This is a genomic window from Pseudokineococcus lusitanus, from assembly GCF_003751265.1.
Lineage (GTDB): Bacteria > Actinomycetota > Actinomycetes > Actinomycetales > Quadrisphaeraceae > Pseudokineococcus > Pseudokineococcus lusitanus.
In genome coordinates this window covers 374,765-397,197 of the sequence record NZ_RJKN01000002.1, presented here as the reverse complement: position 1 = coordinate 397,197, position 22,433 = coordinate 374,765, and the positions used below count along the sequence as shown (strand labels likewise).

23 protein-coding genes are annotated in these 22,433 nt (G+C 77.2%); 8 read left to right on the top strand and 15 right to left on the bottom strand.

From position 1 onward, the window contains the following. Positions 1-71: 71 nt before the first annotated feature. The 3 genes from EDC03_RS05030 to EDC03_RS05020 form a co-directional block, all read right to left on the bottom strand. Positions 72-1,193 carry a CNNM domain-containing protein gene (locus EDC03_RS05030; protein WP_123379096.1) on the bottom strand — a complete coding sequence of 374 codons (1,122 nt, stop codon included), beginning with the start codon at positions 1,191-1,193 and terminating at the stop codon, positions 72-74. Continuing rightward, complete coding sequence (locus tag EDC03_RS05025) at positions 1,190-2,590, bottom strand: hemolysin family protein (RefSeq protein ID WP_123379095.1); 1,401 nt, start codon at positions 2,588-2,590, stop codon at positions 1,190-1,192. The genes EDC03_RS05030 and EDC03_RS05025 overlap by 4 nt, the downstream gene beginning before the upstream one ends. Positions 2,591-2,851: 261 nt before the next feature. Beyond that, positions 2,852-3,886 carry a zinc-dependent alcohol dehydrogenase family protein gene (locus EDC03_RS05020; RefSeq protein ID WP_123379094.1) on the bottom strand — a complete coding sequence of 345 codons (1,035 nt, stop codon included), beginning with the start codon at positions 3,884-3,886 and terminating at the stop codon, positions 2,852-2,854. A gap of 179 nt (positions 3,887-4,065) precedes the next feature. On the opposite strand from EDC03_RS05020, the gene EDC03_RS05015 reads away from it, so the two are divergent. The 4 genes from EDC03_RS05015 to ribD all read left to right on the top strand — a co-directional run bounded on the left by EDC03_RS05015 (position 4,066) and on the right by ribD (position 8,886). Continuing rightward, entirely contained in the window at positions 4,066-5,043 is a 978-nt protein-coding gene (locus EDC03_RS05015) for a sugar-binding transcriptional regulator (RefSeq protein WP_123379093.1), read from the top strand. A 337-nt stretch (positions 5,044-5,380) separates the two neighbouring features. Continuing rightward, on the top strand, positions 5,381-6,043 hold the full coding sequence (locus EDC03_RS05010; protein WP_123379092.1) for an endonuclease: 663 nt from the start codon (positions 5,381-5,383) through the stop codon (positions 6,041-6,043). 72 nt (positions 6,044-6,115) lie between these two features. Next, entirely contained in the window at positions 6,116-7,765 is a 1,650-nt protein-coding gene (gene pgm / locus EDC03_RS05005) for a phosphoglucomutase (alpha-D-glucose-1,6-bisphosphate-dependent) (RefSeq protein ID WP_123379091.1), read from the top strand. After that, entirely contained in the window at positions 7,762-8,886 is a 1,125-nt protein-coding gene (ribD, locus tag EDC03_RS05000) for a bifunctional diaminohydroxyphosphoribosylaminopyrimidine deaminase/5-amino-6-(5-phosphoribosylamino)uracil reductase RibD (RefSeq protein ID WP_123379090.1), read from the top strand. Before pgm ends, ribD begins: the two co-directional genes overlap by 4 nt. Positions 8,887-8,894: 8 nt before the next feature. Here the strand turns inward: ribD and EDC03_RS04995 are convergent, their stop codons facing one another. Beyond that, positions 8,895-9,632 carry a CPBP family intramembrane glutamic endopeptidase gene (locus EDC03_RS04995; RefSeq protein WP_148058011.1) on the bottom strand — a complete coding sequence of 246 codons (738 nt, stop codon included), beginning with the start codon at positions 9,630-9,632 and terminating at the stop codon, positions 8,895-8,897. A 71-nt stretch (positions 9,633-9,703) separates the two neighbouring features. Between EDC03_RS04995 and EDC03_RS04990 the strand changes: the two genes are divergently transcribed. From EDC03_RS04990 to EDC03_RS04980, 3 genes are all read left to right on the top strand, one after another. Then, positions 9,704-10,387 carry a class I SAM-dependent methyltransferase gene (locus EDC03_RS04990; RefSeq protein WP_123379088.1) on the top strand — a complete coding sequence of 228 codons (684 nt, stop codon included), beginning with the start codon at positions 9,704-9,706 and terminating at the stop codon, positions 10,385-10,387. Next, positions 10,384-10,788, top strand: a complete 405-nt coding sequence (locus tag EDC03_RS04985) for a RidA family protein (protein ID WP_123379087.1) — start codon at positions 10,384-10,386, stop codon at positions 10,786-10,788. Before EDC03_RS04990 ends, EDC03_RS04985 begins: the two co-directional genes overlap by 4 nt. A gap of 127 nt (positions 10,789-10,915) precedes the next feature. Next, positions 10,916-11,311, top strand: a complete 396-nt coding sequence (locus tag EDC03_RS04980; protein WP_123379086.1) for a hypothetical protein — start codon at positions 10,916-10,918, stop codon at positions 11,309-11,311. A 10-nt stretch (positions 11,312-11,321) separates the two neighbouring features. Here the strand turns inward: EDC03_RS04980 and EDC03_RS04975 are convergent, their stop codons facing one another. From EDC03_RS04975 to flgN, 11 genes are all read right to left on the bottom strand, one after another. Further along, positions 11,322-12,191: a hypothetical protein gene (locus EDC03_RS04975; RefSeq protein WP_123379085.1), complete on the bottom strand. Its 870-nt coding sequence runs from the start codon at positions 12,189-12,191 to the stop codon at positions 11,322-11,324. A gap of 42 nt (positions 12,192-12,233) precedes the next feature. After that, positions 12,234-13,472: an MFS transporter gene (locus tag EDC03_RS04970; protein ID WP_123379301.1), complete on the bottom strand. Its 1,239-nt coding sequence runs from the start codon at positions 13,470-13,472 to the stop codon at positions 12,234-12,236. 148 nt (positions 13,473-13,620) lie between these two features. Next, a complete protein-coding gene (locus EDC03_RS04965; protein WP_148058010.1) occupies positions 13,621-14,172 on the bottom strand; it encodes a hypothetical protein in 552 nt (183 codons plus the stop codon). Between the two features lie 137 nt (positions 14,173-14,309). Further along, complete coding sequence (locus EDC03_RS04960) at positions 14,310-15,062, bottom strand: hypothetical protein (RefSeq protein ID WP_123379083.1); 753 nt, start codon at positions 15,060-15,062, stop codon at positions 14,310-14,312. Between the two features lie 145 nt (positions 15,063-15,207). Further along, entirely contained in the window at positions 15,208-16,434 is a 1,227-nt protein-coding gene (locus EDC03_RS04955; protein ID WP_123379082.1) for an MFS transporter, read from the bottom strand. A gap of 31 nt (positions 16,435-16,465) precedes the next feature. After that, a complete protein-coding gene (locus EDC03_RS04950; protein WP_123379081.1) occupies positions 16,466-17,035 on the bottom strand; it encodes a TetR/AcrR family transcriptional regulator in 570 nt (189 codons plus the stop codon). Next, a complete protein-coding gene (locus EDC03_RS04945; protein ID WP_277872061.1) occupies positions 17,032-17,667 on the bottom strand; it encodes a sugar O-acetyltransferase in 636 nt (211 codons plus the stop codon). Before EDC03_RS04945 ends, EDC03_RS04950 begins: the two co-directional genes overlap by 4 nt. A 92-nt stretch (positions 17,668-17,759) precedes the next feature. Next, on the bottom strand, positions 17,760-18,170 hold the full coding sequence (gene fliW, locus EDC03_RS04940; RefSeq protein WP_123379080.1) for a flagellar assembly protein FliW: 411 nt from the start codon (positions 18,168-18,170) through the stop codon (positions 17,760-17,762). Continuing rightward, complete coding sequence (locus EDC03_RS04935; protein ID WP_123379079.1) at positions 18,167-19,105, bottom strand: flagellin N-terminal helical domain-containing protein; 939 nt, start codon at positions 19,103-19,105, stop codon at positions 18,167-18,169. The genes fliW and EDC03_RS04935 overlap by 4 nt, the downstream gene beginning before the upstream one ends. Beyond that, positions 19,102-20,472, bottom strand: coding sequence for a flagellar hook-associated protein FlgK (flgK, locus tag EDC03_RS04930; RefSeq protein WP_123379078.1), 1,371 nt, complete (start codon positions 20,470-20,472; stop codon positions 19,102-19,104). Before flgK ends, EDC03_RS04935 begins: the two co-directional genes overlap by 4 nt. A gap of 169 nt (positions 20,473-20,641) precedes the next feature. Continuing rightward, a complete protein-coding gene (flgN, locus tag EDC03_RS04925; RefSeq protein ID WP_123379077.1) occupies positions 20,642-21,166 on the bottom strand; it encodes a flagellar export chaperone FlgN in 525 nt (174 codons plus the stop codon). A 221-nt stretch (positions 21,167-21,387) separates the two neighbouring features. Between flgN and EDC03_RS04920 the strand changes: the two genes are divergently transcribed. Beyond that, positions 21,388-22,371, top strand: coding sequence for a metallophosphoesterase family protein (locus tag EDC03_RS04920; protein WP_241967050.1), 984 nt, complete (start codon positions 21,388-21,390; stop codon positions 22,369-22,371). Positions 22,372-22,433: the final 62 nt, after the last annotated feature.

Genomic DNA, 22,433 nt, shown 5'->3' with positions numbered 1-22,433 from the left:
GGCGACCAGCAGGCCCGTCCCGGCCGGCCGCCCCGTCGTCGGCGGGACGTCGGTCGACCGGTCCTCCCGGGTCAGCGCCCCCCGGCGCCGCCGCCCTGCGTGGCGCGGCGGGACTCGGCCACCGCGGTGCCGAGGGCCCGTCGCGACGGCGGGCGCACCGCGCCGACCGACGCCGGCTCCGGCGTCCGGACCGTCTCGGGGAAGAGCCGCCCGATGATGTCGTTGACGGTCACCACGCCGCGGGGCGCGGAGCCCTCGGCCCGCACGAGCACGAGCTGGTTGCTCGTGCGGCGCATCGCGGCGAGCGTCGCCCCGAGCGCCGTCCCCGGGTCGAGCGTGAGGACGTCGGCCGCGCGGTCGGCCACGGGGGCGTCGTCCGCGAGGAGCAGCGTGTCGCGCACGTGGACGACCCGGCGGGGCACGCCGGCCCCGTCCTCGACGAGCACGCGCAGGTGGCCGGACGCCCGGCTCACCTCGCGCACCTGCCGCGCCACGGCGTCGGCGGGCACCGCCGTGATGCTCGGCCGGTCCGGCAGCAGGTCGGCGAGCGAGAGCTGCTCGAGGTCCAGGGCCCCGGTGATGCGCGCCCGGTACGTCGCGTCGAGGGCGCCCACGTTCGCCGAGTGCTCCACGAGCTGGCGGAGGTCGTCGGACGTCGAGGTCTCGTGCCGCTCGTTGACGGGCTCCACGCCGATGCGGCGCAGCATCGCGTTGGCCATCTCGTTCATGAGCAGCAGCACGGGACGGGTGACGACCATGAAGCCCCGCATCGGCAGCGCCAGCAGCGTCGCCGAGGTCTCCGGGTGCGCGATGGCCCACGACTTCGGCGCCATCTCGCCGACCACGAGGTGCAGGAAGGTCACGACCACGAGCGCCAGCACGAAGGCGACGACGCCCGCCACCCACGAGGGCAGCGCCGCCGTGTCCAGCAGGGGCGCCAGCGAGTACTGCACCGCCGGCTTGGTGATGGCCCCCAGCGCGAGGGTGCAAGCGGTGATGCCGAGCTGGCAGCCGGCCAGCACGACGGTGAGCTCGTTGGCCGAGCGGAGGGCCGCGCGGGCGGAGCGCGAGCGCGGGGCGGCGTCCTCCAGGCGGTAGGGCTTGGACGCGAGCATCGCGAACTCCACGGCCACGAAGAAGGCCGAGAGCGTGATGATGACGGCGGTCCAGACGGTGACCTCGAGACCGCTCACGCGTCCACCTCCTCGGTCGCGTCGTCGGCCCGTCGGTCGGCGGGCCCTCCGGCCAGCTCCAGGCGCACCCGGCTGGGCACGTGGCGGTCGACCTCGACGACCTCCATCCGGAGCACCCACGGCGCGTCGGGCTCGTCCTCCAGCACCGACGACGGGTCGGGCGGCAGCTCGACCTCCACGACGTCGCCGACGGCCGGGAGCGTCCCGTGCGCGTGGATGACGAGGCCGGCGAGGGTCTCGGCGTCGTGGTGGTCGGGGAAGTCGTGGCCGACGAGCCGCTCGACCTCGTCGAGGGGCTCCTGGCCGGAGACCTCCCAGGCGTCGCCCGCGGCGAGCAGCGGGGCGGCGGACTGCTCCGCGGGGTCGTCGTGCTCGTCGGTCAGCTCGCCGACGACCTCCTCGGCGATGTCCTCCACCGAGAGCACGCCGGCCAGGCCGCCGTGCTCGTCGATGACGCAGGCCAGCTGCGCGTGCGCGTCGGCCATGGAGCGCAGCGCCACGGGCAGCGGCGTGCTCGTCGCCACGAGGTGGGGGGGCTGGGCGAGGTCGCCGGCCGTGCCCACCGAGGCGTCGGCGCCGAGCAGGTCGGTGAGGTGGGCGACGCCGACGACGTGGCCGTCGTCGTCCACCACGGGGTAGCGCGAGTGCCCGGAGGCCATGAGCGCCCGCAGCTCCGCGACGGAGGTGCTCGCCCGCACGACGTCGGTGCGCGGCCGCGGGATCATCGCGTGCTCGGCGTCGCGGTCGGGGAAGTCGAGGATGCGGTCGAGGAGGACCGACAGCTCGCGCGGGAGGTCCCCGCTGTCCCGCGAGGCGCTGACGATGTGGTCGAGGTCGCGGGCCGTCGCGGTGGAGTCGACGTCGTGCACCGGCTCGACGCGCAGGACGCGCAGGAGCGCGTTCGACGAGGCGTCGAAGACCTTGATGAGCCACCCGAAGACGGCGAGGTAGACCTTCGTCGACGCCGCGAGGGCGGTCGAGGTCTGCTCCGGCCGGGCGAGCGCGTAGTTCTTGGGGAACAGCTCGCCGAGGATCATCTGGACGAAGGTCGCCAGCAGGAGGCCGGCCACCGTGCCGACGGCGAGGCCCACCCCGGACGGCACGCTGGCCACGCCGAGGATCTGGGAGACCGCCTCGCCGATGAGCGGCTCGGCGGTGTAGCCGACGAGCAGGCCCGTCACGGTGATGCCCAGCTGGGCGCCGGAGAGCATGAACGAGGTGCGGCGGGTGATGTCGAGGGCCCGCGTGGCCGCGGGGTCGCCCTTCTCGGCGCGCGCCCGCAGGCGGGCCCGGTCGACCGACATGTAGCCGAACTCCTGGGCCACGAAGTACGCGGTGCCGACGGTGATCAGCAGCACGGCGACGAGGCCGGCCAGGAGGAGGAGGAGTGCGCTCACCTCTCACGTCCTGCGGTGGTGAGGGTGGGGCGGGGACTTCGAGGCTCCTGGGGAGCGTCGGTGGGGAGATCGCGCGAGGCGGTCATGACCCTTTCCGGCGGGTAGGGCGGCGTCCGTCGGGCGCCGCGGAGCACCCCATGGTGCCGCACCGGGTGGGCGGGAACCGTCCCCGAGGCATCCGCGGACGGGTGACGACGGCCACGCCGTCACCCGGGAACCCCGGGCGCGCCGCCGCCGCCGCGGCGCGCCCGGCGAGGGCCTTCAGACCGCGTCGGGCCAGACCACCCCGACCTTGCCCCCGGCGCCGGCGTCCGCCGTCCGGTAGGCCTGCGCGGCGTCGTCGAGGAGGAACGTGGAGGTGACGAGGCGCTCGGGGTGCAGGTCCCAGCGCACGAGGTTGTGCAGGAGCTCGGCCATGCGGACGGTCGAGGTGACCCAGGAGCCGTGGACCGTCAGCTGGCGGTGGATGAGGACCTCGCTGACGTCGACGGTCAGCTGCCCGCCCTCGCCGACCAGGGCGGCGCGGCCCCAGCGGCGGGTGTGGCGCAGCGCCGTCAGCTGGCCGCGGCCGTTGCCGGAGCAGTCGACGGAGACCTCGGCGCCGTCGCCGAGCAGGGCGTCGAGCTCCTCGTCCGTGCCGCCGACGGCGTGGTCGACGGCGCCGAGCTCGAGGGCGAGGGCGCGCCGCTCCGCGCTGGGGTCGGTGCCGACGACGGTCGTGGCGCCCATGGCCTTGGCCAGGAGCCCGGCGGCCAGGCCCACGGGGCCGAGGCCGACGACGAGCGCACGGTCGCGGCCGGAGACCCCGGTGCGGCACAGCGCCTCGTAGGCGGTGCCGAAGCCGCAGGCGACGACGGCGCCGTCGAGGAAGGTCAGCTCGTCGGGGAGGGCGAGCAGGTCCCGCTCCTCGGCGAGGAGCAGGTCCGCGTGGCCGCCGTCGCGCTGCCAGCCGTACGCGGCGCGACCCGCTGCCGTGCAGGAGATCTGGTAGCCGCGGCGGCACTCGTCGCACTGGCCGCAGCCGCTGATGTGGTAGACGACGACGCGGTCGCCGACGCTGACGCGCTCGACGCCCTCGCCCACCGCGACGACCCGGCCGGCGGGCTCGTGGCCGCCGACGACGCCCTGGTAGGCCTCGGGGCCCTCGCCGAGGTGCTCGCGGTAGATGGCTCGCAGGTCGCTGCCGCAGATCGTCGAGGCGCGCATCCCCACGAGCACCTGGCCGTGGCCGGGGGCGGGCTCGGGGACGTCCCGCAGGTCGACCCGGCTGCCGCCGGGCAGGAACGCAGCGCGCACGGCGCCTCCTCAGGTCTCGGTGCCCCGCAGGGCCTCACGGGGCGCTCGCGCCCCCGCGCCACCGGGCGTGGTCGCCGGTGCTGCCGCCATCGTCGGAGGCCGCCGGGAGGCCGGTCAAGGGGTGGGCGCTCACCTGAGCGCTCTTGTCAGGATGAGCGGGCCGGCCCCACCCTCGGCCCATGACGACGACCTCGGAGGGCGCGGCGGGCGGCGCCGGGCGGCCGACCGGCGGCCTCTCGCTGGCGGTGGCGGTGGCGCGGCGGGTGCACCTCGACGGCGCCTCGAAGGTGCAGGTGGCCGCGGAGCTGGGCATCACCCGCTTCAAGGTGGCGCGGCTGCTCGACATGGCGCACGAGGCGGGCCTCGTGCGGACCGTCGTCGCCGCGCCGGCCGAGACCGACGAGGCCCTCGAGCAGGCGTTGCGCGAGCGGTACGGGCTGCGGCACGTCGTCGTGACGACGGACGCGGGCGACGACCCGGCGATGGCCCGCCTGCGCGTCGGGCGGCTGGCCGCGGAGTGGGCGGAGCACGTCGTCGCCGACGGGGACGTCGTCGGGCTGGCGTGGGGCCGGACGATGTCGGTCGTCCACGAGCACTGGCGACGACGGGTGGCGGCCACCTTCGTCCAGCTCGCGGGCTCGCTCGTGCGCGCCGACGTCGACCGCAACGGGCCCGAGCTCGTCGGCAGCTTCGCGCGGCGCAGCGGCGGCCGGGCGGCGCTCTTCTACGCGCCGCTCCTCGTCGCCGACGCGACGACGGCGACGGCGCTGCGGGCCGACCCCGCGGTGGCCGACGCGCTGCGGCAGGCGGACGAGCTGACGAAGGCGCTCGTCGCCGTCGGCGCGTGGAGCGAGGGGCGCAGCACCGTCTTCGACGCCCTCCCGCTCGACGAGCGCAACGCGCTGCGGCGCGCCGGCGTCTGCGCCGAGGTGACCGGCGTCCTGCTCGACGCCGAGGGCCGCGTCGTCGACGACCTCGCCGACCGCACGCTCGCCGTCACCGCCGACCAGCTCCGGCGCGCCGACCACGTCGTCGCGCTGGCCGTCGGCGTCGACCGCGCCGTCGCCGTCCGCGCGGCGCTGCGCAGCGGCCTCGTCGACGGCCTCGTCACCCACGCCGCGCTCGCCGCCGCGGTGCTCGCGGGCGACCGCGCCTGAGCCCCGCGCCGTCCCGTGGGCGCCCCTCTCACCGCCGGCGCGCCCCCTGCCGGGCGCTTCGGCGCCCTTCTGCCTCCCGGGCGCCTCTGCCCGGGCACTTCGGCGCCCTTCTGCCTCCCGGGCGCCTCTGCCCGGGCACTTCGGCGCCTTTCCGCCTCCCGGGCGCCTCTGCCCGGTCACTTCGGCGCCCTTCTGCCTCCCGGGCGCCTCTGTCGGGGCACTTCGGCGCCTTCCTGCCTCCTGGGTGCGTGCCACCGGGCACTTCGGCGCCCTTCCGCCGTCGGGAGGTGGACGGCGCCGGGTCGCCGGGGGGCGGGGGCGCGGGTACGAACGGGGCGTGACGAGGGACGACGACCGCCGGGCCGTGCTCGACGCGCTGCTGGAGCGGCACGGGCAGACGTACGCCGACGAGGCCGGGATCCGGCTGAAGGACACCCCGGTGCCGCTCTTCGAGCTGCTCGTCCTGTCGTCCCTGCTGTCGGCCAACCTGCAGGCGGACCTCGGCGTCCGGACGGCGCGGGCGCTGCGCGAGGCGGGGCTGACCTCGGCCGACAAGCTCGCGGCGGCGTCCGACGAGGAGCGCTGGCAGGTGCTCGCCGACGCCCGGTACCTGCGCAAGGAGCAGACGGCGCGGCAGCTCGGGCAGCTCGCGGAGCGGGCCGCGGACGAGCACGGCGGCGACCTGCGCCGGATGCGCGACCGGGCGCTGGACGGCGACGACGGCGGCCTCGACCGGCTGCGCGAGGAGGTCGAGGGCTTCACGGGCATCGGCCCGCTCGGCGTCGACATCTTCTGCCGCGAGGTGCAGGCGGTCTGGCCGGCGCTGCGCCCCTTCGCCGACGACCGCGCCACCGGCCCGGCGCGGGCGCTCGGCCTGCCGCACGACGCCGCGGGCCTCGCCGCCCTGGCCGGGACCGACGACCTCTCCGTCGTCGGGGCGGCCCTCGTCCGGTGCGGGCTCGCGGACGACGCGGACGAGGTGCGGGCCGCGGCCCGCTGACCCCGCGCCACCCGCCGGACCGGTCGTCCGCAGCGGTGGCGCGACCGCCGCCCGGTGCAGTTGCATGCCCCCATGCATCCCCGTGCCGGCCAGCCCGCCCAGCCGGAGGACCTCGTCGACGTCGACGCCCTCCTGGCCGCCTACGCCGAGCGGGTCCCGGACCCGTCCGACCCCGGGCAGCGCGTCGTCTTCGGCACCTCCGGCCACCGGGGGTCCTCGCTCGACGGCGCCTTCAACGAGCAGCACATCCTCGCCATCACCCAGGCCATCTGCGAGTACCGCGCGCAGCAGGGCACGACGGGCCCGCTGCTCGTCGCGCGTGACACGCACGCCCTCTCGCTGCCGGCGTGGCGCTCGGCGCTCGAGGTCCTCGTGGCCAACGACGTCGACGTCCTCGTCGACAGCCGCGACGGGTACACCCCCACCCCCGCCCTCTCGCACGCGGTCCTGCGCCTCAACGGCCGCGGGACGGCGCCTGCCGACGAGGTGACCGAGGGCGACGCGGACGGCATCGTCGTCACGCCGTCGCACAACCCGCCCCGCGACGGCGGCTTCAAGTACAACCCGCCGCACGGCGGGCCCGCGGGCTCGGACGCCACGGGCTGGATCGCCGAACGCGCCAACGCCCTCCTCGAGGCGGGGCTCGACGGCGTCCGCCGCGTCCCCTACGACGAGGCCCGCGGCCGCGTCGGCGAGTACGACTTCCTGCGCCACTACGTCGACGACCTCTCCTCGGTCCTCGACCTCGAGGCCGTGAAGGAGGCGGGGGTGCGCATCGGCGCGCACCCGCTGGGCGGGGCGGCCGTCGCCTACTGGGGGGAGATCGCGCGGACCTACGGCCTCGACCTCACCGTCGTCGACGACACCGTCGACCCGCAGTGGGCCTTCATGACCCTCGACGGCGACGGCAAGATCCGCATGGACTGCAGCTCGCCCAACGCGATGGCGTCGATGATCGAGCAGAAGGACCGCTACGACGTCGCCACCGGCAACGACGCCGACGCGGACCGCCACGGCATCGTCACGCCGGACGCGGGCCTCATGAACCCCAACCACTACCTCGCGGTGGCGATCTCGTACCTGCTCGAGCACCGGGGCTGGGGCGCGGAGGCGGCCGTCGGCAAGACGCTCGTGTCGTCGTCGCTCATCGACCGGGTGGTCGACGGCGCGGGCCGGCGCCTGCTCGAGGTGCCCGTCGGCTTCAAGTTCTTCGTCGACGGCCTGCTCGACGGGTCGGTCGTCTTCGGGGGCGAGGAGAGCGCCGGCGCCTCCTTCCTCCGCAAGGACGGCACCGTCTGGACGACGGACAAGGACGGCATCCTGCTGGCGCTGCTCGCCTCGGAGATCCGCGCCGTCACCGGGCGCTCGCCGAGCGAGCTGCACGCCGACCTCGTGGAGCGGTACGGCGCCTCGGCCTACAAGCGCGTCGACGCCCCGGCCGGCCGCGAGGAGAAGGCGCGCCTCGGGAAGCTCTCGCCCGAGGCCGTCACGGCCTCCGAGGTCGGCGGCGAGGCCATCACCGCCAAGCTCACCGAGGCCCCCGGCAACGGCGCGGCCGTCGGCGGCCTCAAGGTGACGACGGAGAGCGCCTGGTTCGCCGCCCGGCCCTCCGGCACCGAGGACGTCTACAAGATCTACGCCGAGTCCTTCCGCGGCGAGCAGCACCTCGACCAGGTGCTGGAGGAGGCCCGCGGCGTCGTCGACGCCGCGCTGAAGGGGTGAGCGGGCCGACGACGCCCCTCGCACCGGTCGAGCGGGCGGCGCTCGCGCGCGCCGTCGTCCTCGCCGCGCGCGGGCTCGGCGGCACCCGCCCCAACCCCGTCGTCGGCTGCGTCGTCCTCGACGCGGCCGGCGCCGTGGTCGGCGAGGGCTGGCACGCGCGGGCCGGCGACGCGCACGCCGAGGTCGTCGCGCTGCGCGCCGCCGGGGAGCGCGCCCGGGGCGGCACCGCCGTCGTCACGCTCGAGCCCTGCGACCACACGGGCCGCACGCCCCCCTGCTCGCGCGCGCTCCTCGCGGCCGGGGTGGCGCGGGTCGTCGTCGCCGTGCCCGACCCCACGCCCCGGGCAGCCGGCGGCACCGGCACCCTCGCGGCCGCGGGGGTCGACGTCGTCCACGTCCCCGCGGGCGACGACGCCGCGGCCCGCCGGGTCAACGAGGCGTGGCTGCTCGCGCAGCGGCTCGGGCGCCCGCACGTGACGTGGAAGCTCGCGGCCACGCTCGACGGGCGGAGCGCGGCCGCCGACGGCACGAGCCGGTGGATCACCTCGCCGGAGTCGCGCGCGGACGCGCACCTGCTCCGCGCCCGGTCGGACGCCGTCGTCGTCGGCGTCGGGACCGTCCTGGCCGACGACCCGTCCCTCACCGTCCGCGACCTCCCGCCGACGGGCGACGACGTCGCCGACGCCGCGCTGGCGGGACGTGCACCGCTGCGGGTGGTGCTCGACGCCGACGGCCGGACGCCGCCCGGCGCCGCCGTGCGTCGCGGGTCGGTGCCCGGGGGGACGCCCGGGGTGGGGGAGACGCTCGTCCTCACCGCGGCGGACGTCGGCCGCGGGGCCGGCGGGGGCGTCGACCTCGCCGGGGCGCTGGGCGCGCTCCACGGGCGCGGCGTCCGCGCCGTCATGCTGGAGGGCGGGCCACGGCTGGCGGGCGCCTTCGTCGACGCCGGCCTCGTCGACCGGGTGCGCGCCTACCTCGCGCCCGCGCTGCTGGGGCAGGGCAGCGCGGCCCTCGTGGCGTCGGCGACGGGGGCGTCGATGGACGCCGTCGCCCGCCTGGCGGTCGACGACGTCGCCCGGGTGGGGCCGGACCTGCGCGTCGACCTCGTCCCGCTCGGCTGACGGCGGGGTCAGCCCCGCAGGACGGCGAGCAGCGAGAGGCTCGCCAGGGCGTTGTTGCCCGCGTGGGCGAGCACCGACGCCCACAGGGTGCCGTGCACCTCGCGGAGGACGGCCAGCCCGAGGCCGACCGTCAGCAGGTACGGCAGGAGCACCGGGACGCCGTGCGCGGCGGCGAAGAGCGCGGCGCTGCCGAGGACGGCCACGGCGAGGGGCCACCGCCGTCGGAGCCCGCCCTGCACGACGCCGCGGAAGACGGCCTCCTCCCACAGCGGCACGAGCACGACGACGGTGAGCAGGAGGGCGACGACGAGCCCCGGGCCCACGTCCCCGGCGATGTCGGCGAGGGCGTCGTCCGCCGGCGGGGCGGCCCCGAGCGGCAGCAGGACGAGCGCCTGGACGGCGAGGGCCGCGAGCAGCAGCACCGGCAGCTGCCACAGCAGGTGCCACAGCCGCGCCGTCGGTCGGCGGAACCCCAGCGCGACCCACCCGGTGCCCGCCCGCCGCAGGACGACGTGGACGGTCGCGAGGACGGCGAGCGAGTGCAGCGGGAGCCCGACGGCGAGCAGCGTCGGGACGAGGTCGCCCCCGCCGGTGAGCAGCAGCACCGCGACGAGCAGCCCGCCGACGAGGGCGGTGACGCCGACGACCGCGGCGACGAGCACGACGGACGCGCGCCACGGCAGCGGCGACGCCGTGGCCGGGAGCACGCGTCCCGGGCGGACGGGCTCGGTGCTCGCATCGCTCACCCCCGCTGTCTAGCAGGAGGCCCCGGCCGCCCCGGCGCGCCCGGCCGCGGTCCGCGGGGGACGCTGCGGCGGTGACCGCCGCGCCCGAGCCCTTCCCCTCCTGGTTCTTCGACCGCGACGACCCGTCGCCGGACGGCCGCTTCTACGCCGCGCCGCGGCTGGTGACGCACATCGACGGGGGCGCGGTGGCCGCCGTCGGCGACCTGTACGCCGAGCTGGGCGTGGACGGCAGCGCCCCGCGTCCGGACGGACGGCCGCGCGTGGTGCTCGACCTCATGTCGTCGTGGGTGTCCCACCTGCGCACCGCCCCCGGCGAGCTCGTGGTGCTCGGGATGAACGCGGCCGAGCTGGACGCCAACCCGGTGGCCACGCGCCGCGTCGTGCAGGACCTCAACGTGGACCCGCGGCTGCCGCTCGACGACGGCACGGTCGACGCCGTCCTGTGCTGCGTGTCGGTCGACTACCTCGTGCGGCCCGTCGAGGTCCTCGCCGAGGCCGCGCGGGTGCTGCGGCCCGGCGGCGCGCTCGTGCTCACCTTCTCGAACCGCTGCTTCCCCACCAAGGCCGTGCACGGCTGGCTCGCCCTCGACGACGACGGGCGCTGCGCCCTCGTGGCCGAGTACGTCCGCCGCGCCGGCGGGTTCGAGGAGCCGGACGTGCACCTGCGGACGCCGCCCGGGCCCGAGCGCGGTGGCTCGTACCGCGGTGACCCCCTCTACGCCGTCGTGGCCCGACGCGACGGGGCGGCCGCGTGAGCGGGGTCGCGTGGGTCCGGGCGGCCGGGACGCACCACAGCGGCGAGTACGCCGACGCCGTCGTCGTGCCCGCCGGGACGCGGCTGGTGCTGCTGGCGGGCTCCTGCCCGCTGGCGCCGGACGGGAGCACGGTGGCCGTCGGCGACGTCGCCGGCCAGGCGACGGCGTGCGTCGCCACGCTGCGCACCGCGCTCGCGGCGGCCGGTGCCGGGCTCGAGGACGTCGTCAGCACGCGTGTGCTCGTGGCGACCACCCGGCAGGCCGACCTCGTCACCGCGTGGGACGCCGTCCGGGCGGCCCTCGGCGCGCACGAGCCGCCGAGCACGCTCCTCGGCGTGACGGTGCTGGGCTACGACGACCAGCTCGTCGAGGTGGAGGCCGTCGCGGCGCTGCCGGGGTGAGCCTCTGCACGAGGTCCGCCGTGCACGGCGGACCTCGTGCAGACCCTCGCCCCGACCGGGGTGGTCGAGCGCTCAGGCCGGTCGAGGGCGTGCCGATGAGGAGGCACCCGCCGACCCGAGGAGCGCCGTGGCACCGACCCCGTCGAGGACCGTCCGGGCGCTCGCGCTCGCCGCGGTGCTGCTCGCGCCCGTCGCCTCCTGCGGGGCGTCCGAGGCGCGCGCGGCGTGCGACCGGGCGCGGGCCGAGGTGGACGCCGCGGTCGCCGCCGGCGAGGCCGTGGCGGCGCGGGCGAGCGAGGTGGCAGCCGTGGCGTCCCGCGACGGCGTCGGCCTCGACGCCGACGGACGCCGCGCGCACGAGCGACTCCTGCTCGAGTCCGCGCTGCAGGAGCTGCCGCCGACGGCCGAGGTGGCCGCGGACCGCGACGACTGCTGGAGCGACGAGGAGAGCGACGAGGCGGCGCAGCGGCTCGTGTCGCTCGCCGCGAGCGCGGCCAGGTCCCTGCCGGACGAGCCGGGCTGAGCCCGGCTGCTCAGCGGCGCCCCCACGCGCGCAGCGTCCGCAGCGCGTCGACCGTGACGGCGGCGCGCCACTCCGCGTGCGCCGTCGGGTGCCAGGCGGCCCAGGTGACGTCCCAGCCGCCGTCCTCGTGCTGGGCGTCGGCGAGGCGGTCGAGGGCGCGGTCGAGGACGTCGTCGTCGACGAGGGACGCGCCGGCGTGGTCCGGTGCCGGGGCGAGCAGGAGCGGGTCGAGCACCTCGCCGACCGCGCCGCCGGGCACGGGGAGCGCCCCCTCCGGCGTCATGGCGGCGCGGACGCCGTCGCGCAGCCGGGCCAGGGCCGCGGCGGCCCGCTCGCGGTCCGGCGCGACGTCGAGCAGGTCGACGACGTAGAGGACCGTGTACGCGTCGGCCGGGTCGACGTCGTCCACCCGCGCCCAGCAGTACGCGTCCGCCCCCGCGAGCCAGGGGTGCTCGAGGCCGAGCCGGTGCGCTCCGGCGACCAGCTGCGCCGTCGCGAGCAGCGACGAGCCGGGGGCGGGCACGAGCCAGGGCGCGGCGGGCTGCCCGTCGTGGGTCGGCAGGACGAAGGGCACGCCGCCGTCCGGCTCGGTGACGGCGGCCAGCCACCCGAGCGCGCCGAGCGCCAGCCGTCGGCCCTCGTCCGACGGCGGCAGCTCGGCGAGGACGTCGAGGGCGTACCGCACGGGGATCGGCTGGCTCGCGGGGGAGCGCAGGTCCGGCTCGAGGGCGCCGACACCGCCGTCCGTGTTGCGGTAGCCGGCGAGGGCGGCGAGGACGACGTCGGGCGGACCGCCGTCCAGCTCGTGCTCGAGCCGGCGGCGGTCGAGCAGCCGCCCGGTGCCGTGGACGAAGGTGCGGGCGGCGTCGACGTCGACCATCACCGCAGCGTGGCACCGCCCACCGACGGCGGGGGCGCTGCGTCAGGCCGGGACGGTCGCCCGCCGCCGCGGCGAGAGGACGCCGGCGAGGAGCACCACGGCCACGCCCGCGAGCGGCACGACGAGCAGGCCGGTGCGCAGGCCGACGGCGTCGGCGACGGCGCCGACCACCGGGGGCGAGAGGAGGAAGCCGAGGCGCATGAGCCAGGAGACGACCGTCAGCCCTGTGCCGGGCCGCAGCCCGGGCAGCTCGTCGGCCTCGTGCATGGCGGCGGGGACGAGCGTCGCGACGCCGAGGCCGGCCGCGGCGAAGCCCGCGACGGTGCCCGGCACGCTCGGGAAGGCGAGGGCGAGGCCCATGCCCACGCCGGCGACGAGGCCGCCCGCCCGGGCCACGGCGCGCTGGCCGAAGCGGTCGACGAGACGGTCGCCGACGAGGCGGCCGACCGTCTGGGCGGCGACGAGCGCGACGAAGCCGAGGGCGGCGACCGACGCCGTCGCGCCGAGGGAGCCGGACAGGTAGATGGCGGCCCAGGTGATGCCGGCGTCCTCGACGAGGGTGCCGGACATGGCCACGAGGACGAGCGCGGCGAGGAGCCAGCGGGTGCGGCGGGCCACGCCGGCGCGGCGCGGGGCGGCGGCGACCTCCTCCACCTGCTCGGGCGCCGTCGCCGTGACCCCGTCGGTCGCCTCGCCGTCCCGCCCGGGCAGGCACCAGCGGAGGGCGGCGACGGCGACGAGGGCGAAGAGGACCGCCGACACCGCGAGGTGCGTGCCGAGGGGGATACCGAGGGTCACCGCTCCGGTGGCCATGAGGCCGCCGATGACGGCGCCGATCGACCACAGCGCGTGGAGGCTGTTGATGATCGAGCGGCCGTAGCGGCGCTGGACCCGCAGGCCGTGGGCGTTCTGCGCGACGTCCGTGACGGCGTCGAGGCCGCCGCCGACGAGCAGCGCCGCGGCGAGCAGCGGCGCCGACGGCGCGTGGCCCGCGAGCAGCACGCCGACGCCGACGCCGATCGTGCCCACGACGGCGACCCGCGCCGACCCGAAGCGCCGCACGAGGGCGCCGGCGGCGAGGCCCGCGAGGACGGCGCCCAGCGGGAAGGCCGCCACGGAGAGCCCGAAGGTGGCGTTGCTGAGGCCGAGCGACGCCTGGACCTCCGGCCACCGCGGGGCGAGGTTCATGAAGAGCGCGCCGTTGGTGAGGAACAGCGCCGAGACCGCGAGCCGCGCGCGCCGGTCGGTCGTGGAGGGCGCGACGGGCGCCACGGTCGTCATGTGGACGATCGTACGCATAGCCGGGGCGATCCCGGGCACGGCGAGGTGACGACAGAGTGCGGCCCTCGAGCTCTCGGGACGGCGACGTGCCGACGGAGTGCCGGGGAGGGGGGTGTCCGAGAGCAGGGCGGGCCCTGCGGGCGGGGCGTCAGGCGACGACGAGCTCGGCGGCGACGGTGCTGTCGGTGCCGGAGACGAGGCGGTAGGTGCCCGGCGTCGTCGGGGCCTGGACCGTGACGAGGCGGACCAGGGGGACGTCGACGGTGATCGTCCCGTCCTCGGAGGTGAGGACCTGGTCGGCGGTCGTGTGGTTGACGAAGGAGATGTAGGCGCCGGGGCGGACGGGGCCCTTGACGCGGGTCTCGCCGTCCTCGCCGAGCATGACGGTGACCTCGAGGTCGCCGTGGTCGTGGACGACACGGCCGTCGGCGCCGACCGTGGTGCCCGGCGCGGTCGTCGCGTGGCCGGCGTGGGCGCCGGCGGGGGCGGTCGACGAGGGGGCCGACGACGACGGCGCGGCGGCCGGGCCGTGGTGCCCGCCGGTCGCGGCGGCGAGGGGGGCGGGCTCGTCCTCGAGCGCGCCCGCGACCAGGCCGCCGGCGAGGGCGCCGACGAGGGCGGTGGCCGTCACCGCGGTGACGACCTGGAGCCGGCGACGACCCCTGCGGGGCGGCGGCGTGCCTCGGTCGGGAGAGCTCACGGGGCACCACCTCGGGCGGTCGTCGGGCAGGTCGGGGGAGCGGGTCGGGTGCCCGCAGGCCGCGGTGGTCCGCCCGCGGCCTGCGGACCCGGCGGGCACGGCGCCCCTCACGGGGGAGGGCGCCGTGCCCGTGGGGGTCAGCCCTCCTGGCCGGTGCGGCGGCGCAGGAGGACGACGCCCGCGGCGCCGGCGGCGGCCAGCGCCGCACCGCCGACGACGAAGGTGGTCGTGCTGGTGCCGGCCGCGCCGCCGGCGCCGGTGTCGGCCCCGCCGGACGGCATCGACATCTGGGCGACGTCGAGCGTGCCGCAGGCGGCCGGGTCGGTGGCCTCCTCCGGCAGGGACGGGTCGAGGTCGGAGACGACGTCGCCGTCGTAGGTGCCGGAGCCGTTGAGGTCCACGCCGTGCAGGACGACGACGCCCTCGCCGTTCGCGATCTGGTCGGCGACCTCGTCGGAGACCTCGAGGGTGCGCGAGTAGGAGGCGTCGCCGACCGGGAAGCGGTCGACGGCCAGGCCCGAGTCGGGCGAGGAGTCGCCCTCGGTGGTCAGCGAGACGGCGATGGCGCCGTACATGCCGGCCGCGTCGGAGACCTGCAGGGCGCCGTCGGCGCCGGAGCCCTCCATGTCGTTGGACGGGCAGGAGTTCGTGCCGCCGATGTGGATGTGCTGGGCGTGCGGGGCGTCGGCCAGCAGCCCGTTCGGCGTGATGTTGATCGTCAGCTCGTTGCCGTCGATCGAGCCCGTGACGTCGGCGGTGACGCCGGAGTCGTTGAGCTGCGTCAGCGAGGCCGACAGGTCGGTCTTGTCGGCGGCCATGGCCGGGGCGGCCAGGGGCAGGGCCGCGACGGTCAGGGCGGCAGCCAGGGCGAGGGTGCGGGTGGTCTTCATGGCGTCAGTCACTCCGTCGTCGTCGGGAGCCGCGTCGGTGCGGCCTCGCGGGGGGTGTTCGGCGGTGGGACCCCGACGGTTTGGTCGCTCCTGGGACGGACCTGGGGCGAGGCTGCGTCCGGGCCGGGAGGGACCGGGAGGCCGGTCAGCCGGCGCGGCGCGCGGGGGCGCCGAGGGGGCGCACCGCCCCCGACACGAGGAGGGCGACGGCCAGCAGCGCCACGACGACGAGCAGCGCGCGCAGCAGGCCGGCGGCCTCGCCGAGCAGGCCGATGAGGGGCGGGCCGGCGAGGAAGGCCACGTAGCCGACGGATGCCACGACGCTGACCCGGGCGGGCGCGCGCGCCGGGTCGTCGGCGGCGGCGCTCATGCCGAGGGGGAAGCCGAGCGACGTCCCGAGGCCCCAGAGGACGGCGCCGACGACGGCCAGCGGCACCGACGGCGCGGCGACGAAGAGGACGAGGCCGACGAGGGCGACCCCCGCGAGGACCCGGACGACGGGGACGCGGCCCCAGCGGTCCAGCCACACGGAGCCGTACCAGCGGCCGACCGTCATGGCCGCGAGGAAGACGGCGAAGGTGAGGACGCCGAGCGACTCGGCCGCGCCGTACCCCTCGACCATCGCGAGGGCCACCCAGTCGTTCGCCGTGCCCTCGGCGAAGGCGAAGGCGAGCACGAAGACGCCGACGAGGAGGGTGCGCGGCTCGCGCCAGGCGGCGAGGGCGCCCGGCGCGGGTGCGTCCGTGCCGTCGTCCGCGGTGACCTCGGCCGTCGTCGTCGGGCCGCTGTCGTCGGCGACGAACGAGCGGACCGAGAGCGGGACGACGAGCAGCACGAGGAGCGCGACGCCCGCGAGGTGCGCCGTCACCGAGACGTCGAGCTCGACGAGCAGGGCCCCCAGGAGCGCGCCGCCCACGGTGCCGACGCTGAAGCCCGCGTGGAAGCGCGGCATGACCGTCCGCGCGAGGTGCGCCTCGACGACGGCGCCCTCGACGTTCATGGCGACGTCCCAGCCGCCGTACGCGAGCCCGAGGACGAAGAGGGCGACGACGACGGCCGGCACGCCCACCGTCACCCCGGCGGCGATCCCGGCCATCGCCACGACGAGCAGGAGCGAGCCCAGCCGGACGACCCGCTCCGAGCCGAGCCGCGCGATGACGGCGCCCGCCAGCGGCAGGGCGAGCACCGACCCGGACGCCAGGGCGAGGAGCACGAGCCCGACCTCGCCCGTCGTGAGCCCCAGCTGGTCGCGGGTCGAGGGGATGCGGGAGGCCCAGCTCGCGAAGGCGAAGCCGGAGGCGACGAAGGCGACGGTGGTGCCCCACTTCGCCCGCCGGACGACGGGCGCGGCGAGGGGCGTGGTGGTGCTCACGGGAGGCTCCAGCGGGGTGCGGGCGGGTGGTTCAGGCGCCGACGGCGCGGCGGACGGCCTCGCGGACGACGTCGCGCCCCATCGGGTCCGTGGAGAGCATGCGGTGCATGACGAGGCCCTCGACGAGGGCGTCCAGCCCGCGGGCGGTCGCCGGGTCGACGACCCGCTCGAGGACGGCGTGGCTGGCCTGCATCCAGCCCTGCGTGACCTCGCGCAGCGCGGGGTCCTTGAGCGCCTCGAGGTAGAGCTCGTAGGTGACCGACCAGTCCGCCGCCGTGGCGCCGGCGTCGCCCATGACGAGGTCGGTGACGGCCTCGACGAGGGCGGCCGGCGTCGTCGCCCCGGCCAGGGCGGCGCCGTAGCCGGCCGAGACCCGTTCCCGCAGCGCGGTGTACGCGGCCGCGCGGAGGTCGGCGAGCGAGCTGAAGTGGTACGTCGTCGAGCCGAGGGGCACGTCGGCACGGGCGGCGACCCGACGGTGCGTCGTGCCGGCGACGCCCTCCTCGGCGAGCACCTCCAGGGCCGCGGCGACGATCCGCTCGCGGCGGTGGGGGTCGGTCCGTCGCGCCCGCGGGGCGGCGGGGGGCTCCGCGGGGCTCACGCCGGGCCGTCGTCCAGCGCGCGGACGACGCGGGCGGGGCTGCCGACGGCGAGGACGCGCGGCGGCAGGTCGCGCGTGACGACGGACCCGGCGCCGACGACGGTGCCCGCCCCGATCGTCACGCCCGGGCAGACGACGACGCCGCCGCCGAGCCACACGCCGTCCCCGACGGTGATGGGCGCGGCGGCCTCCCACCCGGCCCGGCGCAGGTCCGGGTCGAGGGGGTGCGTCGGGGTGAGGAGCTGCACGTGCGGCCCGATCTGGACGTCCTCGCCGATGGTGATCGTGGCGACGTCGAGCGCCGTGAGCCCGAAGTTCGCGAAGGTGCGGGCGCCGACGCGGAGGTTGGTCCCGTAGTCGACGTGGAGGGGCGGGCGCAGGACGACGCCCTCGCCGACGTGGCCCAGCAGGCGCTGCAGCAGCTGCGTGCGCAGCGCGCCCTGCCGGGAGGACGTGGCGTTGTAGGCGTCCTGGAGGTCCATCGCGGCGTGGTGCGCGGCGGTGATGGCCGGGTCGTCCGCGAGGTAGAGGTCGCCGGCCTCCATGCGCTCGACCATCGACCGGGGGTCGCCCGCCAGCGGGTCCGGGATCTGCTCGGGGCGGACGACGACGGACCCGTCGGGCTCGCTCATGTGGACGAGCGTACCCATGCGGGTCGACGCCGGACGCGACGACGCCCTCCCGGCCGGCCCGGGCGGGGCGGCGGGAGGGCGTCGTGGGGAGGTCAGGCGGCGACGAGCGGCGCGCGGAGCGGGTGCTCCGAGCCGGCGAGCACCACCTGGGCCGCGAGGCCGGAGCCCGCGTGGAGCACCACGGGGGCGAGGAGGTTGGCCGTGCTCGACGCGAGGTCGGCGCCGGGGGTGACGACGACGAGCAGCAGCGCGTCGTCGGCGTCGGCGAGGCCGAGCCCCTCGACGTCAGCCTCGTCGACGACCGGGTGGTAGTCCGGGAAGAAGGCGCCCGGGGCGACGACGACGAGCCGGACGCCCTCGGTCTCGAGCGACTGCAGGGAGTACAGGGCGCCGGAGTCGTCGAGCCGCACGAGCGCGAAGCGCGTGAGCTGCTCGAGCCCGGGCAGCGGGGCGACGAACCGGACCTCGGGGGTGGGGGGCGCCTCGGGCGCGACCGCGCTCACCGGAGGAAGTCCATGATGCTCGGGGTGACGACCTTCGCCGCCGCGCCCAGGGCGGCCTGGTAGGCCTTGTCCTGCGCGGCGAGCTCCATCAGGGCCTTGGCCAAGTCGACCTCCTCGACGTCCTGCTTCGCCGACGTCAGCGACAGCTCGCGCTGGGTCCCGGTGACCTGCAGCGACTGGACGCGAGAGTAGCGAGTGCCGACGTCCGCGAGGGAGGTCGTCAGGCGGCCCAGCGCGCCGTCGAGCTCGCCGAGCATCGCCGACGACGCCGCGGAGCCGGTCGTCACGGCGGTGGCGAGGTCGTCGAGGATCGCGAAGACGGACGCGTCGCCGTCGCCGAAGGCGGCCGTCCCGGCGGTGTCGACGCGCACGTCGACGCCCGGGGCGAGGGTGCGCTGCACCTGGCCGGCCGCGCCCGGCGACGGCGTGACGGCACCGGTCCCGTCGACCGAGAAGGCCACCGGCTCCCCGGTCGTCCCGCCGAAGACGGGGCGACCCAGGTAGGTGGTGTTGGCCGTGGCCAGCATGTCGTCGCGCAGGGTGCGGATCTGCTTCGCGATGGCCTCGCGGCCGATCGACGAGTTGGCGTCCGAGCCGGCCTGGACGGCCAGGTCGCGGGCGGTGTGCAGGAGCGAGACGCCGCGCTGCAGGGCGGTGTCCGTGGTGCCCAGCCAGCTGATGGCGTCGCCGTTGGCGTTGGAGTAGCGGTCCTCCGCCGCCAGCGCGCGGCGCAGCTCGAGCGCCCGGTCGGCGCCGACGACGTCGTCCGACGGGCGCTGGATCTTCTGCCCGCTCGCGACGGCGGTGTTGGCCCGGGCGAGCCGGTCGGCGGCGGCGGCGATGTTCGCCTGCGCCGCCCCGCTCGTGCCGCGCAGGGTGGCGCGGCCCCCGGTGAAGGAGCCGGTGAGGCTGGCGGAGACGCCGGAGACGCTCATCGGCCCACCACCCCCGTGCGGTTGATGAGCGTGTCGAGCATCTGGTCCACGGCGGTGAGCACGCGGGCAGCCCCCTCGTAGGCGCGCTGGTAGGTGAGCAGGTCGACCATCTCGCTGTCGACGTCGACGCCGGTCGAGGACGTGAGCACGCCCTGGGCGGAGTCGGCGGCCGAGGCCGTGGCCCGGGCGCGGACGTCGGCGGCGGAGGCCGCGCCGGCGGTCGCGGTGAAGAAGGTGCGCCACCGTGCGTCGGGGCCCGTGGTGCTCTCGGAGAGCTTGACGACGCCGTCAGCGATCGAGGTGTCGGTCCCGCTCGTGCCGGCCTTGACGTCCGCCGCCGAGATGGAGGCCGTGATGGTCGCGGCGGTGACGTCGCCGCCGTCGTTCGCGGTGAAGACGGGCGGGTCGCCGTGGAGGCCGTTGACCTGGTCGGCGAGCGTCGTCGCCACCCGGTCCCAGCCGCCCATGACGCCGGGCAGGGTGATGGAGAGGGCCTCGGTGAGGCCGGCGGCGGTGCCGCCGACGGCGAGCGCGTCGGTGCTGCCGGCGAGCGAGATCGTCGTCGCCGGGGTGGTGGAGCCGGTCATGGCCGTCGGTCCCGACACGGTGATCGAGCCGGCGACGGCCCCGTCGACGAGCTTCTGCCCGCCGACGACGACGTCGACCGCGCCCGAGCCGTCGCGCGGCACGCTCGTCGCGCCGACGAGCGAGGACAGCTGGCGGACGAGGAGGTCGCGCTGGTCGGCCAGCTCGTGGGCCGGGGCGCCGGTGCCCTCCGTCGTGACGATGAGGCGGTTGAGGTCGGCGACGGAGGACGCGATGGCGTTGACCTCGGTGGTGAGGGTGCCCAGCTCGCCGCGGACGTCGGACCAGGTGGCGCTCGTGCGGGCGGCGCCCTGGCGGAGCGTCGCGGCGACCTCCTCGCTGCGGCCGACGACGGTGACACGCGCCGCGTCCCCGGTCTGCCCGACCGGGTTGGCGATCGCCAGGCCCGACCAGGCGCCGTACATCTTGCCGAGGGCGCCGCTCATCGTGCTGAGACCGCCGAGGTCGTCCTCGACGCCCGCGAGGACGCCGGCACGGGCGCCGGCCAGGGCGGCGTCGCCGGTGGCCGTCTCGAGGCGGCTGCTCGCGAGCCGGTCCGCGAGGCGGGCCACCTGCGTGACCTGCACGCCGGAGCCGGTCGTCCAGCCGCGGACGCCGTCGGACAGCGAGGCGCGGGGGCCGGCGATGGGCGACGTCTCGACGCGCTGCCGGGTGTACCCGGGCGTGGCGGCGTTGGCGATGTTCTGGCCGGCCACGTCCATGGCACGACGCTGCGTCTGCAGGGAGCTGAGCGCGATCGAGAGTCCTTGGAAGGAGCTCATCGGGTCCTCGCTTGGTGTCGGGGGGCGGGCGGGGCGGGGCTGGCGGGGCTGGTGCCGGCGACGACGACGGCGCGTCGTGCCTCCTGCCACTCCATCGGCGCAACGGGCGCGGACCTGAGCCCTCGGGCGGGCTCCGTCCCGCCGGTCCCGACGGCCGTGGAGCGGGCGGTCACAGGGCCTCGTCGACCAGCCGGGCGCGGGCGTCGGCGCCGCGGGCGGAGTGCCGCCCGCCGCGGGGGCCGTAGGTCTGCACCGGCACGACGGGCGTGCCCTGCGCGCCACGGCCGACGTCCCCGAGCGAGGCGAGCGCGTCGTCGAGAGCGCGGCGGCCGGAGGACAGGACGTCGCGGTTGGCCTGCGCCGTGGCGCTGATGTCCGCGGTGAGGACGAGGAAGGCGTCGCGGTGGCCGGACAGCACCTCGTCCCACGGGGCGGGGGCGACGTCGGACAGCTGGCGCAGGCCCGCGCCGGCGGGGGCGCCGATCTCGGCGGCGACCGCCTCGACGTGGACCGCGCGCTCGAGCTCGGCGGCGCGGACCTGGTCCAGCACCACCTCGACCTCGCGGGTGGCGTGGGGCAGCCACCGGGTGCGGCCGCTGGCGAGGACGAGCTGCTCCTCCTCCAGCTTGAACAGCAGCAGCTCGAGCACCTCGCGCTCGCGCCACAGCACGTTCGACAGCTCCGCCAGACCCATACCGCCGCGCTCCTCGCCTCGTGACGTCGTGCGACGTCGCCTGTGCCGGTGGGCGCCGTGCCGCGTGCGGCCGCGCCCTGCCCCCTCCTCATCGACCGGGCGGGGCCGGACCTGAGGGGCCCGGGGGCGGGCGGAGGCGGGTCGGCGGACGGCGGGGCGACGGCCGGACGTCGCCGCGACGTCGCCGGGCCGTCACCGGCTGCTGGGACGGTTCGTCCGTGATGACCCTTCCTGCCCCGACCCGCACCCCTCGCCCCCGCGGTGCCCGCCGCCCGGTGGCCGCGGGCGCCCTCGCCGTGGTCGCCCTCCTGGCGTCCGCGCCCGGCGGCTCCGCCGCCCCGGCCGCGCCGCCGCGCGGCGAGCCCGTCGTCGTCGACGTGATCTCCGACGTCCAGGGCGACCTCGCGGACCTGGAGCGGGTGCTCGACGACCAGGCCGCCCTCGGCCTCGCCGACCACCTCGTCGTCAACGGCGACCTCGTGCCCACCGGCACGCAGGCCGAGTACGACGCCTACACGGGTGTCCTCGACGCCGGCCCGCTGCCGCGGCGCGTGACGCAGACCATCGGCAACCACGAGACCTACACGGGGGAGAGCAGCGAGGTCCTCACGGACCGCTTCCTCGCCGAGACCGGCATGCCGGCCGTGTACTCCGTGCAGCGCGTCAAGGGCCACCCGCTCGTGCACCTGGGGACGACGTCGACGCCCGCCGGCGGCGTCTCGGCGACGCTGGGCCAGGAGCAGCTGGACTGGTTCGACGGCGTCCTCGACCGCCTGCCGGCGAACCGGCCCGTCGTCGTCCTGTCCCACCACCCGCTGCCGCGGACGGTCTCGGGGACGGACTGGCCGGGCTCGTACGAGCAGGAGTACGCGGCGGGGGAGGCGGACCGCCTCCTCGAGATCATGGGCGACCACCCCAACGTGCTCTTCGTCACCGGTCACACGCACTACGACCTCCGCCGCGACGACTGGATGGTGCGGAAGGTCGTCGAGGGCGGTGACCCGCGCGGCTTCACCGCGGTCAACGGCGGGTCGGTGCAGACGACGTGGACGCGCACGCCCGACGGCCGCGAGGTCACGGTGGACCGCGCCGACCACTCCGGGATCCGCCTGGAGATCTCCCGCGACCGCGTGCGCGTCGTCGCGCACGACTTCCGCACCGACGAGGTCGTGCAGGACGAGACGGTGCTCGTGCCGCGGCGCTGAGCCCCCACCCGTCCCGCCGGCCGGCCGCCGGGCGTCCCCGCCGCGGGCGCTCGGCAGCCGGC

Bases quoted from the DNA above. Each gene is read 5' to 3' on its own strand.
- EDC03_RS05015 (WP_123379093.1), top strand. From the start codon at position 4,066: ATGACGACGACCTCGGAGGGCGCGGCGGGCGGCGCCGGGCGGCCGACC.
- pgm (WP_123379091.1), top strand. From the start codon at position 6,116: ATGCATCCCCGTGCCGGCCAGCCCGCCCAGCCGGAGGACCTCGTCGAC.
- EDC03_RS04975 (WP_123379085.1), bottom strand. From the start codon at position 12,191: ATGGTCGACGTCGACGCCGCCCGCACCTTCGTCCACGGCACCGGGCGG.
- EDC03_RS04970 (WP_123379301.1), bottom strand. From the start codon at position 13,472: ATGACGACCGTGGCGCCCGTCGCGCCCTCCACGACCGACCGGCGCGCG.
- EDC03_RS04960 (WP_123379083.1), bottom strand. From the start codon at position 15,062: ATGAAGACCACCCGCACCCTCGCCCTGGCTGCCGCCCTGACCGTCGCG.
- EDC03_RS04945 (WP_277872061.1), bottom strand. From the start codon at position 17,667: ATGAGCGAGCCCGACGGGTCCGTCGTCGTCCGCCCCGAGCAGATCCCG.
- EDC03_RS04935 (WP_123379079.1), bottom strand. From the start codon at position 19,105: ATGAGCGTCTCCGGCGTCTCCGCCAGCCTCACCGGCTCCTTCACCGGG.
- flgK (WP_123379078.1), bottom strand. From the start codon at position 20,472: ATGAGCTCCTTCCAAGGACTCTCGATCGCGCTCAGCTCCCTGCAGACG.
- flgN (WP_123379077.1), bottom strand. From the start codon at position 21,166: ATGGGTCTGGCGGAGCTGTCGAACGTGCTGTGGCGCGAGCGCGAGGTG.
- EDC03_RS04920 (WP_241967050.1), top strand. From the start codon at position 21,388: ATGACCCTTCCTGCCCCGACCCGCACCCCTCGCCCCCGCGGTGCCCGC.